The organism is Rubrobacter sp. M3-4 (assembly GCF_059772285.1).
In genome coordinates, this window is the sequence record NZ_JCBAJP010000010.1 from 40,334 (window position 1) to 55,032 (window position 14,699).

At 66.5% G+C, this 14,699-nt stretch carries 13 protein-coding genes; 9 read left to right on the plus strand and 4 right to left on the minus strand.

Translation table 11 applies throughout. The features are described 5' to 3' along the window. Window positions 1-46 precede the first annotated feature (46 nt). The gene (locus AC6EKW_RS11500; protein WP_273889057.1) at window positions 47-331 is read left to right on the plus strand and encodes a hypothetical protein; all 285 of its coding nucleotides are present in this window, start codon (window positions 47-49) and stop codon (window positions 329-331) included. Here AC6EKW_RS11500 and AC6EKW_RS11505 read toward each other — a convergent pair. Continuing rightward, window positions 288-725, minus strand: a complete 438-nt coding sequence (locus AC6EKW_RS11505) for a hypothetical protein (RefSeq protein ID WP_273889058.1) — start codon at window positions 723-725, stop codon at window positions 288-290. The two genes, AC6EKW_RS11500 and AC6EKW_RS11505, sit on opposite strands and share 44 nt — an antisense overlap. Before the next feature lie 73 nt (window positions 726-798). Between AC6EKW_RS11505 and AC6EKW_RS11510 the strand changes: the two genes are divergently transcribed. The 3 genes from AC6EKW_RS11510 (at window position 799) to AC6EKW_RS11520 (ending at window position 5,242) form a co-directional block, all read left to right on the plus strand. Beyond that, window positions 799-1,419, plus strand: coding sequence for a TetR/AcrR family transcriptional regulator (locus tag AC6EKW_RS11510; protein ID WP_273889059.1), 621 nt, complete (start codon window positions 799-801; stop codon window positions 1,417-1,419). 79 nt (window positions 1,420-1,498) lie between these two features. After that, complete coding sequence (locus AC6EKW_RS11515; RefSeq protein WP_498514455.1) at window positions 1,499-2,770, plus strand: YhgE/Pip domain-containing protein; 1,272 nt, start codon at window positions 1,499-1,501, stop codon at window positions 2,768-2,770. A 57-nt stretch (window positions 2,771-2,827) separates the two neighbouring features. Next, on the plus strand, window positions 2,828-5,242 hold the full coding sequence (locus AC6EKW_RS11520; RefSeq protein WP_498514456.1) for an MMPL family transporter: 2,415 nt from the start codon (window positions 2,828-2,830) through the stop codon (window positions 5,240-5,242). Here the strand turns inward: AC6EKW_RS11520 and AC6EKW_RS11525 are convergent. Both AC6EKW_RS11525 and AC6EKW_RS11530 read right to left on the minus strand, forming a co-directional pair. Continuing rightward, window positions 5,239-6,465 carry a DUF790 family protein gene (locus tag AC6EKW_RS11525; protein WP_498514457.1) on the minus strand — a complete coding sequence of 409 codons (1,227 nt, stop codon included), beginning with the start codon at window positions 6,463-6,465 and terminating at the stop codon, window positions 5,239-5,241. The two genes, AC6EKW_RS11520 and AC6EKW_RS11525, sit on opposite strands and share 4 nt — an antisense overlap. After that, the gene (locus AC6EKW_RS11530) at window positions 6,465-7,817 is read right to left on the minus strand and encodes a DEAD/DEAH box helicase family protein (RefSeq protein ID WP_498514458.1); all 1,353 of its coding nucleotides are present in this window, start codon (window positions 7,815-7,817) and stop codon (window positions 6,465-6,467) included. Before AC6EKW_RS11530 ends, AC6EKW_RS11525 begins: the two co-directional genes overlap by 1 nt. A gap of 123 nt (window positions 7,818-7,940) precedes the next feature. On the opposite strand from AC6EKW_RS11530, the gene AC6EKW_RS11535 reads away from it, so the two are divergent. The 3 genes from AC6EKW_RS11535 to AC6EKW_RS11545 all read left to right on the plus strand — a co-directional run bounded on the left by AC6EKW_RS11535 (window position 7,941) and on the right by AC6EKW_RS11545 (window position 11,233). Then, a complete protein-coding gene (locus tag AC6EKW_RS11535) occupies window positions 7,941-8,714 on the plus strand; it encodes an endo alpha-1,4 polygalactosaminidase (RefSeq protein ID WP_498514459.1) in 774 nt (257 codons plus the stop codon). Between the two features lie 188 nt (window positions 8,715-8,902). Further along, a complete protein-coding gene (locus AC6EKW_RS11540) occupies window positions 8,903-9,889 on the plus strand; it encodes a glycoside hydrolase family 3 N-terminal domain-containing protein (RefSeq protein ID WP_498514460.1) in 987 nt (328 codons plus the stop codon). A 111-nt stretch (window positions 9,890-10,000) separates the two neighbouring features. Continuing rightward, the gene (locus AC6EKW_RS11545; protein WP_498514461.1) at window positions 10,001-11,233 is read left to right on the plus strand and encodes an ABC transporter ATP-binding protein; all 1,233 of its coding nucleotides are present in this window, start codon (window positions 10,001-10,003) and stop codon (window positions 11,231-11,233) included. 16 nt (window positions 11,234-11,249) lie between these two features. Here the strand turns inward: AC6EKW_RS11545 and AC6EKW_RS11550 are convergent, their stop codons facing one another. Continuing rightward, entirely contained in the window at window positions 11,250-12,305 is a 1,056-nt protein-coding gene (locus AC6EKW_RS11550) for a LacI family DNA-binding transcriptional regulator (protein ID WP_273889067.1), read from the minus strand. A 92-nt stretch (window positions 12,306-12,397) separates the two neighbouring features. Here AC6EKW_RS11550 and AC6EKW_RS11555 point away from each other — a divergent pair, with 92 nt between their 5' ends. Both AC6EKW_RS11555 and AC6EKW_RS11560 read left to right on the plus strand, forming a co-directional pair. Further along, window positions 12,398-13,741: an ABC transporter substrate-binding protein gene (locus AC6EKW_RS11555; RefSeq protein WP_498514462.1), complete on the plus strand. Its 1,344-nt coding sequence runs from the start codon at window positions 12,398-12,400 to the stop codon at window positions 13,739-13,741. A 22-nt stretch (window positions 13,742-13,763) separates the two neighbouring features. Further along, a complete protein-coding gene (locus tag AC6EKW_RS11560) occupies window positions 13,764-14,681 on the plus strand; it encodes a carbohydrate ABC transporter permease (protein ID WP_498514463.1) in 918 nt (305 codons plus the stop codon). Window positions 14,682-14,699: the final 18 nt, after the last annotated feature.

Consider the following 14,699-nt stretch of genomic DNA (forward strand, 5'->3'; position numbering starts at 1 on the left):
CGTTAGACTCACGTCTGCCAGAAGGTTCTTCGGAGGGTGTTTTCCTGTGAGGAAGATCACGATCCGCTACACCGGGTTCCGGGAGTGCCCCAACTGCGGCGGTCTGGGAGACGACGGGGCTTCCTGGCGTCCGATCCCGTGCCGGCGCTGCAGAGGACACGGGGTTCTGGTCACCGACGTCGAGGTGGAGGACTCGGAGGAGGGCGTCCTGCCCCGCTCGCGCTACGACTTCAACGCCCTCGGGGAGGTCTTCCTGCTCGACTTCGACGAGGACGAGGAGATGGAGGTCATCCGTCCCGAGGCCCCGTGGGATCGAAGTGGGCTATCCTGATGAGCAGCCAGGAGAAAGCGGCGGCTCCTCCGACGGAGAGGATGTCCCAGAGCGCCCACCGCTCGTAAGGAGGACGGGTGAATCCGGCGAAGCGCCGCTCGTAGCCCGAAGGATCGGGGATGCTGGCGAACCCGAGCGCTGTGGAGAGGAGGGCCCACTCCGCCGCGGTGGCCACGACGACCATGAAGAGGGCGGCGACCACGCCTCTCCATCCGCCCTGGAAGACGAGCAGAACCCCAAGCGCCACGTACACGAGGAGCCGGGCCGTCTGGATCAAAGCCTCCCTCCCCACGTGCCCCGCGTAGACGCTCCTGAAGGAGAACACGTCGCTCCCGAACCCGAATATGGTCGCCGCGAGCGCGCAGGCCAGCGTGAGCGCGGCGAGAGATCTCACGCTCTTCTCCATGTAGGAGATTATAAGGACGCGGTCCCGGAGCGCACCTCAACCCGTGTGTTAGGATGCTCCCGTGGCTGATGGTCGCCGAAGGAGCCGGGGAAGACCCAGGTCCAAACCCCCCGCCGAACGCCGAAAGGAATTCCTCGAAGCGGCGCTGGAGCTCTTCACCGAGCACGGTTACGAGAGCACCAGCGTGGAGGAGCTCTGCCGCCGGGTCGGGGTCGCCAAAGGAACCTTCTACCTCTACTTCGGAAGCAAGGAAGACCTCGCCCTCGCCCTGCGCGAACGCTTCGTCGAGGAGAGCCGAACCCGGCTGATGCGCCTCGTCGAGGGCTGGGAAGGCCCTTTCACGGAGCTCATCGACGCCGCCATAGACTTCGTCTTCGAGTTCCACCACACCAACCGTTCGCTCTTCAGCCTCTTCTACCGCCACTACCCGACGGAGTTCGGACCCGGCGCCGCAGACAACCGTCGGCGCTACGTGGAGCCCATGTCCCGTATCATCGAAGAGGCGGTGAAACGCCGGGAGGCCGACGCCGCCGGATACCCAACCCTCTTCGCTTACCTGATCTCCGGCGCCGTCGAAGAGAACCTCTTCTCCTCCATGGCCTTCGGAATCCCCGATGACCCGGAAGCCCTGAAACAGGCGACCAAGCTCTTCGTCCGTAAAGCCCTCGCTCCTTCCTCCTGATCCACATGCCTTGCCCCCAACCTCATCCCGGTGTATTTTATGACCGACGGTCAGTCATAAAATGATTGGGAGTATCGAGATGCGTGAGAAGATCAGGTATTCGAGGGTATGGGTGTTGCGCTCGCCGGCGCGGTTCACGGTGTTGCTCGGGGTTGGGGTGTTCGTTTTGCAGATGCTCTTCATCTGGTCTTACGTGGGAGCGCTGCATGCTCCCAAGCCGCACGAGGTTCCGGTCGCGGTCGTCGGGTCGCAAGGTGCGGTGGTCCGGTTCGAGCGGGTGGTGGAGGGGGCGGTGGGGAACGACCTGAAGCTGGAGAGGAAGCGTGGGGTGTCGGAGGCGCGAGGAGCGATAGACGACCGCGAGGTTTACGGGGCCGTCGTTTTGGGGCGTGGGGGAGATCGCCTGCTGGTCGCGGATGCTGCGAGCCCGATCGTCTCGCGCATGCTCCGGGAGGAGTTCTCCGGGATCGAACGCTCTCAGGGCCGGACGCTCAGCGTGAAGGACGTCAAGCCGCTCCCGGGTGGGGACTCCAGGGGGCTCTCGTCCTTCTACGCGGTCGTCGGCTGGGTCGTCGGGGGCTATTTGCTGGCGACGGCGGTGGCGATCCTGCGTGGCAGGAACGTGGAGGGCTGGCGGGCGGCGCTGGGGCGCGTGGGAGGCTTCGCCGCGTACGCGGTGGCGGCCGGGGCGATCGGGGCGGTGTTGCTGGAGGGAGTAATCGGGGCGCTCGGCGGTCCGGGGGCGGATCTGGCCGCGATCGGCGCCCTCGTCGTCTTCGCCACCGCCGTCGCAGCGGCGGCCCTGCAGGCGCTCTTGGGGATCGCGGGGACGGGGATCGCGATACTGCTGTTCGTCGTGCTCGGGAATCCTTCGTCCGGGGGGCCTTACGCGCCGGAGCTTTTGCCGCAGCCCTGGCGGGCGTTGGGCATCTTGCTGCCGCCGGGGGCCGGGACGACGCTGGTGCGGAATACGGTGTACTTCGGAGGGAGCCACATCGCGGGCGCGCTCGCGGTGCTCGCGGCTTACGCGATGGTCGGGAGCGTCGTAATCCTCTTGGCGGGGGAACGGGCGAGGAGGCGTGGCGGCAGCACCGAGGGGAGCCGGTCTGGACGAGAAGAGAGATTGCTCGCGGCTTTCTTCCTCGAGTATCTTGCTCTCTACGTGGAGGGGAATGCCGGGGGATCTCCCGCGCTCGTCGGCGCGGTGGCCCGGCTCGTCCCCGAGGTCGAAGGAGAGACGGAGATGGCGCGTGCCCGGCGCGCGGCGTCCGAGGTCCTGCGGCCGATGGCCGCGAGGGTGCTGGCGTCGTTGGTTGAAACGAGCACGTCTTCGGGCGTGCGGAGGTGGTAGAAACAGGAGCCGATGTGCGGGTCCACTCCCGCGGAGCACCGGTATGACGGAGGGGTTTTGATCCGCTCGCGACCAGAGCAGAAGGGTTTCAGAGAAGAAGGCGGCCGGCGCGGCGAGAGCCTGCTCGGGAGGTGGGCGCGCCTGGCGGTCAGGAGGAGATGGGCGGTCATCGTCTGCTGGGCCGTCGTGCTCAGCGTCTTCGGCGTTCTCTCCCAGGTCTACGGAGGTCATTTCGTAGACTCCTTCAAGCTGCCCGGGGCCGAGTCCCAGAAGGCGCTCGATCTGCTCCGGAGCAGGTTCCCGAGTCAGGCTGGGGATTCCGCCACCCTGGTCTTCAAGGCGCGCCGGGGCGAGATTGCCAGCCCAGGGGTGGAACGGAAGATACAGAAGATCCTGCGCAGGGCGGAGAAGCTTCCGGAGGTGACGGGGGTCAGCTCGCCTTACAGGATGCCTGGCGCCATCTCGAAGGATGGCAGGATAGCCTACGCCGTCGTGCAGTACGACAAGCTCGCACCCGCGGTCGACCCCGAGAGCGTGAAGAAGCTGGAAGATCTCGCTGATAACTCGAACACGAAGACGCTCAGGGTCGAGGTCGGGGGGCAGGTGATCTCGGCGACCGAGACCACCCCTCCCGGGCGCTCCGAGGCGATAGGCCTCGCCGCCGCGGTTGCCATACTCCTCGTCGCTTTCGGTTCCGTCGTGGCGATGGGGCTGCCGATAGCCACCGCGCTCGCCGGGCTCGGGACCGGGCTGGCCGGCGTGGAGCTTCTCACGCGCGTCACGGACCTCAGCACCTTCACCCCGGCGTTCGGGGCCATGATCGGGCTCGGCGTCGGGATAGACTACGCGCTCTTCGTCGTCGTACGTTTCCGTGAGGGGCTCTCCTCCGGGCTCGGGGTGGAGGAGGCGGTGGCACAGGCGGTCGACACCTCTGGCAGGGCGGTGGTCTCGGCCGGCACGATCGTCGCCATAGCGCTTCTGGGGCTTTTCACCATGGGCATACCGTTCATAACCGCACTCGGTGTGGCGGCCGCCCTCGTGGTGGCTCTCAGCGTCGTGGTCGCGGTGACGCTCCTTCCTGCGCTGCTGGCGCTCGCCGGGCGCAACGTGGACCGGTGGCGGGTTCCGCTGCCGCGGGGTGAGGGGAGGAGCTCTCTGGGGAGCCGCTTCAGCGGGCAGATACAGAGGCGTCCGCTCGTGTATGCGGTCCTGGCGGCCTCCCTCCTGGTGGTGCTCGCGCTGCCGGTCTTCAGCATGCGCCTGGGGTTCTCCGACGACGGGAACAAGCCTACCTCGATGCACAGCCGCAGAGCCTACGATCTCTTGACCGAGGGGTTCGGTCCCGGGTTCAACGCGCCGCTGCTCGTGGTGCTCGAGAAGAACGGTGGGCTCTCCAGGTCCACCCTGAGCCGTGTGGAGCGGGCGCTCGGGAGCACCGGGGGCGTGGCCGAGGTGACGCCGCCGAACCTCAACCAGGAAGGCAACACCGCCGTCATAACCGCCTACCCGACGACTTCACCCCAGAGCCAGAAGACCACGGATACCGTAAAGCGTCTGCGGGCTCACGTGTTGCCCCGGGTGCTCGGGGGTACCGGTGTCAAGGCGTACGTGGGCGGGGCGACGGCCGCGTTCATAGACATCGGTGACAAGATCTCCTCCCGGATGCCCTACTTTTTCACGCTCGTGATCGGGCTGAGCTTCCTTCTTCTGATGGCCGTCTTCCGCTCGGTGCTGGTGCCTCTGAAGGCCGCGGTGATGAACCTGCTCTCGATCGGGGCGGCCTATGGCGTCCTGGTCGCCGTCTTCCAGTGGGGGTGGGCGGCGGGTATCTTCGGGGTCGGGAAGACCGGCCCGATCGAATCCTACCTGCCGATGATGCTCTTCGCGATCCTCTTCGGCCTCTCGATGGACTACGAGGTTTTCCTGGTCAGCCGCATCCGGGAGAGCTACGTGAGGAGCAGGGACCCGAGGGGTTCGGTGGGGGAGGGGCTCGCGCTCACCGCGCGCGTCATAACGGCCGCCGCCGCGATAATGGTCCTGGTCTTCCTCTCGTTCGTCATCGGGGACGACAGGATCATCAAGGAGTTCGGGCTGGGGCTGGCCACCGCGATCTTCGTCGACGCCACCGTGATCCGGCTGGTCCTCGTCCCGGCGACGATGACGTTGCTCGGGAGGTGGAACTGGTGGTTCCCGCGCTGGCTGGACCGGATCGTTCCCCGGCTGAACATCGAGGGCAAGACCGCGGAAGGGTCGCCTGAGGTGCACCGGCTGCTGCTCGCGGGGGTGACGCTGGAGTACCTGGCACGCAGGGTGGAGAGCGCCGACGGCAGGATGCCGAACCTGGTGCGCGCGGCGGCGAGGCTCTCGCCGGACGGTTCCGGGACGGAGGAGGAGCGGGCCCGCAGGGCGGCCCGGGAGATCCTCCGGCCGCTCGCCATCCGCCTGCTCGCTGGTGCGATCAGGGGACGCTAGAGCCGCTCGAGCACGTCCGCGGGGCGCAGCCGGCCCTTGAACGGGATCACCCCGCTCTCCGCGGCCTCCGAGAGGGCTTCCGGGGAGACGGAGAGGCGTTCCGAGGCCGCGACGAGCACCCTCTTCCCCCGCTTCGCGGCCTCCCGGACCAGATGCACCCGCTCGACGAGGTGGCGTCTGCTCCAGAAGCCGAGGATCTCCAGGTAGACCTCTTCTTCGTCCCGGCGCAGCGTGAAGTCCGGTACGAGCGCGGTGCCGAGCTCGGGGAGGGGGATGATCGAGGTTTCGGCGTCGAGCTCCCAGCCGGCGACATCCCGGGTGCGCTCCCAGGACGTACGGAAGGCGGAGCGCAGGTCCTCTTCCTCCGCCGCCTCGGGTGCCGCGTAGTGGCTCTCGAGATCACAGCTCTTAGAGTCGAGCTCCAGACGGGCCTCGCGGCCGCGCCAGGTCACGTCCGCGGAGAGGCGCCACGGCGAGGTCAGAAGCAGGGCGGGGAGAAACTTGGCGATCCTCAGGCCGTAGCGGCGGGTGCCGCTGAAGATCGAGAGCGGGCCGTCGAGGTGGAGCCGGTATCCATCCGGGGTGATCTCCAGGCGGTAGATCAGACCGAGCAGCTTCACGTAGCCGAAGACCGTCCTGGCGTCGGCCTCGCGGCCCAGGTCCACCACCAGCTCGCGTGCGGAGTAGAGCACGCCCTGGACCTGAGCGGTGTTGTAGCGGGCGATGAGCTCCTCGGGGGAGGGTTCGGAGAGGTTCGCGAGGATCTGCTCGGCCTGCCGGTCGGCGTACATGACGGCGGATGGATCCTCGAGGCCGGTCTCGCGCGAGACCTGCGCGAGCACCTCCTCGCGGGTCGCCACGTCGAGGAGCCCGGGCTCGGAGGCCGGGAGCTCGGGCATCGCGGCGGCGAGCTCGAAGATGCGGGTGCGCACGGTGTAGGGGTCGGCGTCGGTCGGGGGAGCCCACCCGGATCGCTCCTCGAGGAGCTTCGCCAGCGCCCGCACCACCCGGAAGCCGCGCCTCGGATCGAGCCGGGGTCCGGCCTCCTCCTCGGCGCGGGAGAGGGCCTCTTCGAGCTCGCGTCTCGGACGGCCCAGATGCGAGGCGTAGACGCGGCAGACCTTGCCCGCCGCCTCGAGTGCCCGGCCGTCTTCGGGCGAGAGCCGGTGCGGGACGACGAACCCGCGCCGGAGGTGGGCCATCACGTGCTCGCCGCGCAGCATCAGGCGAAGGCCTCGCGCCTGCGCCGGGAGGTGAACTCCTCGCCGGTCGCGCTCGTCACCAGCTCGTAGAGCACGGCCCGCTTGCCGTCTCTCGGGCGCAGGATCCGCCCCAGCCGCTGGACGTACTCGCGCACCGAGGCGCTTCCGGCCAGGATCATGGCGACGTTCGCGTCCGGCACGTCGACCCCTTCGTTGAGGACGTCGGAGGCGATTATCGCCCGGTAGCGGCCCTCGCGGAAGCGGTCCAGGATCTCCTTGCGCTCCTTCGCCGGGGTCTCGTAGGTTATGCCCGGGATCAGGAACCTGCGGCTTAGCGCGTAGACCTCCTCGACGCTCTTGGTGAAGACGATCGAGCGGTCGTCCCAGTGCTTTTTGAGGAGGCTCTCGAGCGTCGTCACCTTGCGCACCGCCGAGGACTGGATCTCGCGCCTCCTCCTGGCGGCGAGCAGCGCCTCCCTACCCCCGGAGTGGCTGGTCGAGGCGACGAGGATGAACCTCTGCCAGTCCTCCGGAGAGCGCACGCTGAGCTGGTGTTTCCGCAGGAAATCCCGGTAGACGGCGTCCGCCTGGGCGTACTCGAAGCGCTCTTTTGCGGTGAGCTCGACCGGGATGCGCACCAGCTCGTAGGGGGCCAGGTAGGATCCCGCGAGATCCTCCGCCGAGCGCCGGTAGACCACGCCCCCCACCAGCTCCGGAAGCAGCTCGTGGCCGCCGTCCGGACGCTCGGGGGTCGCGGTGAGCCCGAGGGCGTAGGGGGCGACGAGCATCTTCGGGATTATGGCGTACTTCTCGGCGGGCAGGTGGTGAACCTCGTCGTAGACGACGAGCGCGAAGCGGTCGCCGTAGCGCTCGGCGTGGATGTACGCCGAGTCGTAGGTGGTGACCGTGATCGGGGTGATCTCGTGGTAGCCGCCGCCGAGGAGCCCGATCTCTATCGATCCTCCGAAGGCGTCCTGCAGGACAGAGTACCACTGCTTCATCAGCGCGAGCGTGGGGACCACGACCAGCGTGCTGCGTGACGTCCGCTCCATCGCCCGGACCGCCACGGTGGTCTTGCCGGCACCGGTGGGGAGCACTACCACCCCGCGCAGGCCCGCCTTCCACCAGGCGGCGAGCGCCTGGCTCTGGTAGGGACGCATCTCGATGGAGACGCGAGACTCGAGCCGAAGCTTCTCGAAGTTTCCCGCGAGATCCCGGTGCGGGATGCCCGACTCGCGCAGAGAGAGTACTGTCTCGCGGTAGGCACCAGCAGGGGCCCGCCACTGACGGGTTCTGGAGTCCCAGACGAAGGGCTCCGGCGGCTTCTCGCCCGTGGCGACCAGCGTACCGGATTCGTATCTGAGCTCTATCACGCCAACCAAAGGATAACCGAGAGCGGGATGGTTCTCAGTCCCTCTCCTCGCGTGATCGCATCCTGTACACTACGTTGCGTGTTCATGCCGGGGAAGAGAGGGTATCTCACTCTGGTTCTCTCATTGCTCGTAATCGGTTTGTCGGGCTTCGTCTTCGAGGATGGGGCCGCCATCTGGAGGCCGAGGCCCGGGACCAGCTGGCAGTGGCAGCTGCAGGGGAAGGTGGATGCCTCCTATCCCGTCAGGGTCTACGACGTGGACGGTTTCGATACTTCGAAGAGGACGGTGGCCAGACTGCACCGTAAAGGTGTGAAGGTGATCTGCTACGTCGATGTCGGGACCTGGGAGAGATGGCGTCCGGATGCCGGCAGGTTCCCGAGGTCGGTGATCGGGAGGAGGGATGGCCCGTGGCCGGGGGAGAGGTGGCTGGACATCCGGAAGCTCAGACGGCTCGCCCCGATAATGCGCTCCCGCTTCGAGATGTGCAGGAGGAAAGGCTTCGACGCGATAGAGCCGGACAACATCGACGGATACACCAACCGTACGGGGTTCAGGATCACCTACGCCGATCAGCTCCGCTACAACCGGTGGCTCGCGCGCCAGGCGCACCGGATCGGGCTCTCGATCGGCCTGAAGAACGACCCGCGGCAGGTCGTGGACCTCGTCGGCTACTATGACTGGGCGCTCACCGAAGATTGCTTCGCTCAGGGCTGGTGTTACAAGCTCGAGCCTTTCGTAGAGAGGAACAAGGCGGTCTTCTCGGCCGAGTACACCGATACCGGGATGACCCTGCAGAAGCTCTGCGCGCGGGCGCGAAAGCTGGGTTTCTCCGCCATACTCAAGCACAGGGATCTTGGAGCCTGGCGGAAGGGCTGTCTTGGCCTGGAGAGGCGATGAACGGCTTCGTTCCGGGTACGAGCGCGAAGCTCTGTCTCGTCCTCTCTGTGGTTTCCCTTGCCTTGCTCTATGGGTGCGCGGGGCGGACGGGCCACGGAGCTTCGAGGGCGGCACCCGGTCCCCAAGCGCCTGCTTTCGGAGGTGGCTCCTCCGGAGGGGGAGAGACCGTCGTCTCTGAGTCACGTCGCATGAGCCTGCGCGATGCCGTGGGGCAGATGTTCATCGTGGGTATGCGCGGGACCACGCCGGACCGTCGCGTAGAGGGCATGATCCGGGAGGAGAACATCGGCGGGGTGATGCTCTTCGGCTACAACATGCAGAGCCGGGAGCAGACCCGGGCGCTGACCGGCGCGCTGCAGCGGGAGGCCCGCGTACCGCTCTTCATAGCCACCGACCAGGAGGGAGGGGAGGTCGCCGACGCCCCCTGGGTCTCTCCGGAGCCCTCCGCCGAGGTGATCGGACGCGGCGGGGATCCCGGAGAGGCGCGGAAGGTGGCCCTGAAGATGGGCCGGCAGCTCCGTGCCGGCGGCGTCAACACGGACTTCGCCCCGGTTGTGGATACCGGGTTCGGGGCCGCGATCGGCTCGCGCTCCTACGGGGAGGATCCGGCCCTCGTTTCTAAGATGGGGGCGGCGGCCGTGCGAGGCTTCAGGGAGGCGGGAATCGTCTCTGTGGCCAAGCACTTCCCGAACCACGGGGTCGCGACCAGCGACTCCCACACCGGCCTGCCGGTCGTCGATCACGACCTGCGCACCGTACGCGCGTACGATCTGCCGCCGTTCGAGGCGGCGGTGCAGGCCGGGGTGCCGATGGTGATGGTCGGGCACCTGCTCTACCCGGCGATAGACCCCGAGCGGCCCGCGAGCCTCTCCCCGAAGGCGATCGGGATGCTACGCCACGATCTCGGGTTCCGGGGCGTGATCGTCACCGACGACCTCAACATGGCCGGGGCCAAGGGGTCGGGCACCCCGGCCGAGGCCGCCGTCCGGGCCGCGAAGGCCGGGGCCGACCTTCTGCTCATAACCTCCTCTTACGGGCAGGAGGAGGCGGCGTACCGCGCCGTGCTCCGGGCGGTGAGGTCCGGGGAGATCCCGGAGCGGCAGGTCCGCGCCTCGGTCCGGCGCATACTCGAAGTCAAAAGAGAGTACCTGGGCTACGAAACGCATGCCCGATAGGTTAGAATCCGAAGTGAAGCAGCAGTGGTGGGAACAGAGGCCCCCGCAGACGTCGCGTGCGGGCGCGGGAGGCCCGCGGCGGTCTGAGGGCCGAGGAAGGAGGTCCGTCTCATGGCGGAGGTCACGCTAGAGAACATAACCAAGGTCTACGGCGAGGACGTGGTGGCCGTCAGGGACATGAACATAGACATCTCGGACGGTGAGTTCATAGTCTTCGTCGGGCCCTCGGGGTGCGGGAAGACGACGGCGCTCAGGATGATCGCGGGTCTCGAAGACATCACCGAGGGGCGGCTGTACATAGGTGACGAGGTCGTCAACGACCTCCCCCCGCGCGACCGGGACATCGCGATGGTCTTCCAGAACTACGCCCTCTACCCGCACATGAACGTGCGGGAGAACATGGCCTTCGCCCTCAAGCTGCGCAAGACCCCCAAGGACGAGATCGCTCGACGCGTCGAGGAGGCGGCGCGCATCCTCGGCATCGAGCGCTTCCTCGACCGCAAGCCGAAGGCGCTCTCCGGTGGTCAGCGGCAGCGGGTCGCGCTGGGCCGGGCGATAGTCCGCGAGCCCAAGGCTTTCTTGATGGACGAGCCGCTCTCGAACCTCGACGCCAAGCTGCGCGTTCAGATGCGCACCGAGATCTCCAAGCTGCACAACCGCATCGGCACGACCACCATCTACGTCACCCACGACCAGACCGAGGCCATGACGATGGCCGACAGGATCGTGGTCATCAAAGACGGGGTCGTGCAGCAGATCGCCGATCCCCAGCGGATGTACGAGTACCCGGAGAACATCTTCGTCGCCGGGTTCATCGGATCTCCGGCGATGAACTTCATCCGGGCGCACGTCGAGCGTGACAACGGAGATTATGCGGTCGTCTTCGGGCGCACGCGGATCCCGGTCTCCAGAGAGCTGGCCGCGAGGGGTAAGCAGGTCTACGGCCGCGACGTCGGCGAGTACCTGAACAAGGAGGTGATCCTCGGTATCCGGCCCGAGCACATGGAGGACGCGAGCCTGGCGGAGGATCTGGGAGCCGGAAGCGAGCAGAGCGTCCTGGAGGTCACCCCGCAGGTCCTGGAGAGCATGGGCAGCGAGAAGTACGTCTACTTCGAGATACCGAGGGAACAGGCGGCCCACCTGGAGACCCTGGAGGAGATGACCGAGGGGGCGGGCTCGCAGGAGGAGGACGCCGGGGAGGTTTCCACCGAGACGACCGGCGACATGATGGTGGCTCGCATCTCCGCCGAGAGCGAGGCTCGCGAGGGAGGTAAGATCCGCCTGGCGATAGACGCGAGCAAGATCCACCTCTTCGACCCGGAGAGCGAGGAGGCCGTGCTCTAGTTTTGCTGCACCTGGATCAGGGGAGCCCCGGCGCTTTGGCCGGGGCTCCCTTCTTACTACGGGTGCTCCCACGCAGGACGAGGGTGGCGGGGAGCACGACGTGCTCTTGCGCGACGTCCTCTCCTTCTATCGCCCGGACGAGCAGGTTCGCCGCGGCCGCTCCCTTCTCGACGGTGGGCTGGCGTACCGTCGAGAGCGGTGGATGGGAGATCCTGGCCGCGGGGATGTCGTCGAAGCCCACCACCTCCAGGTCTTCGGGCACCCGAAGCCCGAGCTCTCTGGCCGCGAGGAGAGCTCCCAAAGCGGCGGCGTCGCTCATGCAGATCAGGGCCGTCGGCCGCCTGCCCGCTCTCCAGAGCTCGAGCATACATCTCCTCCCTCCCTCGAAGGAGCACGGAACGTCCAGAACATGCCCCTCCTCCCAGCCCGCTCCCGCTTCCTCGAACGCCCGCCGGTAGCCGGCCATCCTGCGCTGCCCGACGTCCCGGTAGGGATCGTCCCGGTAGCGTTCCGGCTTCAGGAATGACATCAAGAGTACGTCCTCGTGACCGTGCGACAGAATGAAAGCGGCGGCCTCGTAGGCGCCCCTTTCGTCCTCGACGTTCACCGAAGGTGCGTACTCCGAAGTCCCGTCCACCACCACGAACGGCACCCCCCGACGCGCCAGCGGCGCGATGTCTTCGTGGTCCTCGCCGAGCCCGACCACCACGAACCCATCCGCCGGCGCCCGCGTGATCGCCTCGCCGATCGACTCGTCTATGGGTGAGACGATCATCATCGAAAGCTCCCGCTCGTTGCACACCCTCCCGACCCCCTGTACGAAGCAGGAGTAGAACGGGTTGGCGAACGCGTCGGTGATGCTCTCCGGTACGAGAAGCCCCAGGACCCCGGACCTGCTGGAGAGCAGCGCCTTCGCGTGCGGGTTCGGAGCATAGCCAAGCTCCCTGGAGGTCTCCAGAACCCTCCGTACCGTCTCCGGGCTCAGCTCCCAGGGGCGGTTGAACGTGAAAGAAACCGTAGTCGGCGAGACCCCGGCTCGCCGCGCGACATCGGAGATAGTAACGCGTGCCATAAACGCCACCCCAAACCAGTTTACTAAAGCCCTTTAGTATGTTACCGTACGGTAAAACCACGAGCAAAGAGCGAGGGAAAGGGGCTTCGCTGATGGAGAAAAAGAGTGGTGATGCCGGGAGGAAGCTGAGCCGCGGGGACTTCCTGCGCATTGGGGGAGGAGGTCTTGCGGGGGCGGCGCTGCTCGGGGCGGCGGGCTGTGGAGGGGGGAGCAGCAGCGGCGGCTCCGGCAGCGGCGGGCCGGTGAACATCACCGTGGCGTTCGGCCGGGAGGCTTCGGGGACGCTGGCGCAGCTCATCAAGGAGTTCAACAAGCAGAACGGCGGCAAGATCAAGGTGACCTGGCGCCACATGCCTTCGGACACGGGGCAGTATTTCAACCAGATCCAGACCGAGTTCCAGGCGCAGAAGACGAACATCGATCTGATCGCGGGGGACGTGATCTGGCCGGCGCAGCTGGCGGCGAACGGCTGGATCGTGGACCTCTCCGACCGCTTCACCGAGAGCGACCAGAAGAAGTTTTTGCCCGGGCCGATACAGTCGATGACCTGGCAGGGCAAGATCTGGGGCGTGCCTTGGTTCACCGACGCGGGGATGCTCTACTACCGCAAGGACCTTCTGGCCAAGAGCGGCTACAAGAACCCGCCCAAGACCTGGGACGAGTTGAAGTCGATGGCCAAGAAGATAACCAAGGAGCAGGGCATCCAGAACGGCTTCGTCTTCCAGGGGGACAAGTACGAGGGCGGGGTCTGCGATGCGATGGAGTACATCTGGACCAACGGGGGCAACGTCCTGAAGGACTACAACACCAACACGGTGGTGGTCGGGCAGCCGCCGGCGATCCAGGGAATCGCCACCGAGCGGAGCATGGTCACCAGCGGGGTGGCGCCGCAGGCCGTCGCGACCTACCAGGAGCCGCAGACCGAGCCGGTCTTCCTCGGGGGCAAGGCCGTCTTCGCCCGCAACTGGCCGTACATGTACGGGCTCGCCTCGCAGTACAAGATGAAGCCGAGCCAGATCGGGCTCGCCCCGATACCGGTCTCGGGGAACAACGAGACGGCGAGCACCCTGGGGGGTTGGAACTTCTACATAAGCGCTCTCTCGGACAAGACGAAGCAGGATGCCGCCTACAAGTTCATCCAGTTCATGACCTCGCCCGAGAACGAGAAGAAGTTCGCGATCAAGGGTGGTTATCTGCCGACGCTCAGCGCTCTCTACAAAGACAAGGAGCTTTTGAACAAGGTTCCGACGATGCGGAACTCGGCCGCGATCAGCCACACCCATCCGCGGCCGGTCTCGCCGTACTACTCTGACATGTCGCTGAAGATGCAGGAGCAGTTCAACGACTCGCTCAAGGGGACGGAGAGCCCCAAGCAGGCGGCGGACACGCTGCAGAAGCAGCTCACCCAGATCATCAAGCAGGGCAAGAACGCCTGAGCTTCAGGGAAAGGAGTAGCGGGTGACCACCGCAGCCAAGCCGCGAAGACGCGGCGGAGGATGGCTGAAGGAGGAGTTCGGCAACCCCGAGCGCAGGACGGCCTACCTCATGGTGCTGCCGGTGTTCGTGATCGTGCTGGCGGTCGCGTTCTACCCGGTGGCGGACGCGATCTGGCTGAGCCTGCACGGAGGCACGCCGACCGTAACGGGCTCGTTCGTCGGGGTCCAGAACTACGTGAACATGTTCCAGAACTCCGACTTCCAGAGCGGGTTCGTCAACACGATAATCTTCACGGTGGCCAGCGTGACCATAGAGCTTGTGGTCGGGATGGCGATCGCGCTGGCGATAAACCGCTCCTTCAGGGGGCGGGGGTTGGTTCGGGCGGCGGTTCTGATCCCGTGGGCCTTCCCGACGGTCATCTCGGCCACGATGTGGCGGCTGATGTTCCAGGACCAGGTCGGCGTCATAAGCTACGTGGCGCACGCTCTCGGGCTGGTCAGCCATCCCATACTCTCGGACCAGACGCTTCTCATGATCGCCTGCGTGATAGTCGACGCCTGGAAGACGACGCCGTTCATGGCGCTGCTCTTGCTGGCCGGGCTACAGACGATCCCCGGCGAGGTGTACGAGGCCGCGAGGGTGGACGGGGCCAACGCGATCCAGCGCTTCATCCGGATAACGCTGCCGCTTCTGAAGCCGACGATGCTCGTCGCGCTGCTGTTCAGGATCCTCGACGCCTACAGGGTCTTCGACCTGTTCTGGGTCTTGGGGGGGCAGCAGCTCGAGTCGCTCTCGACGTTCGTCTACCAGTCGGTGAGGGTGAGCCAGCTCCAGTTCCCGGAGGGCAACGCGGCGGCGGTGTTCATCTTCATCTCCGCGCTGCTCATCGCGCTGTTCTTCATAAGGGTCCTCGGGATGCAGACCTCCACGGAGGAGTGAGAGATGGCAGGTGCGACT

Coding starts and splice junctions, on each gene's coding strand:
- AC6EKW_RS11540 (WP_498514460.1), top strand. CDS start 8,903: ATGAGCCTGCGCGATGCCGTGGGGCAGATGTTCATCGTGGGTATGCGC.
- AC6EKW_RS11555 (WP_498514462.1), top strand. CDS start 12,398: ATGGAGAAAAAGAGTGGTGATGCCGGGAGGAAGCTGAGCCGCGGGGAC.
- AC6EKW_RS11545 (WP_498514461.1), top strand. CDS start 10,001: ATGGCGGAGGTCACGCTAGAGAACATAACCAAGGTCTACGGCGAGGAC.
- AC6EKW_RS11525 (WP_498514457.1), bottom strand. CDS start 6,465: ATGCTGCGCGGCGAGCACGTGATGGCCCACCTCCGGCGCGGGTTCGTC.
- AC6EKW_RS11515 (WP_498514455.1), top strand. CDS start 1,499: ATGCGTGAGAAGATCAGGTATTCGAGGGTATGGGTGTTGCGCTCGCCG.
- AC6EKW_RS11550 (WP_273889067.1), bottom strand. CDS start 12,305: ATGGCACGCGTTACTATCTCCGATGTCGCGCGGCGAGCCGGGGTCTCG.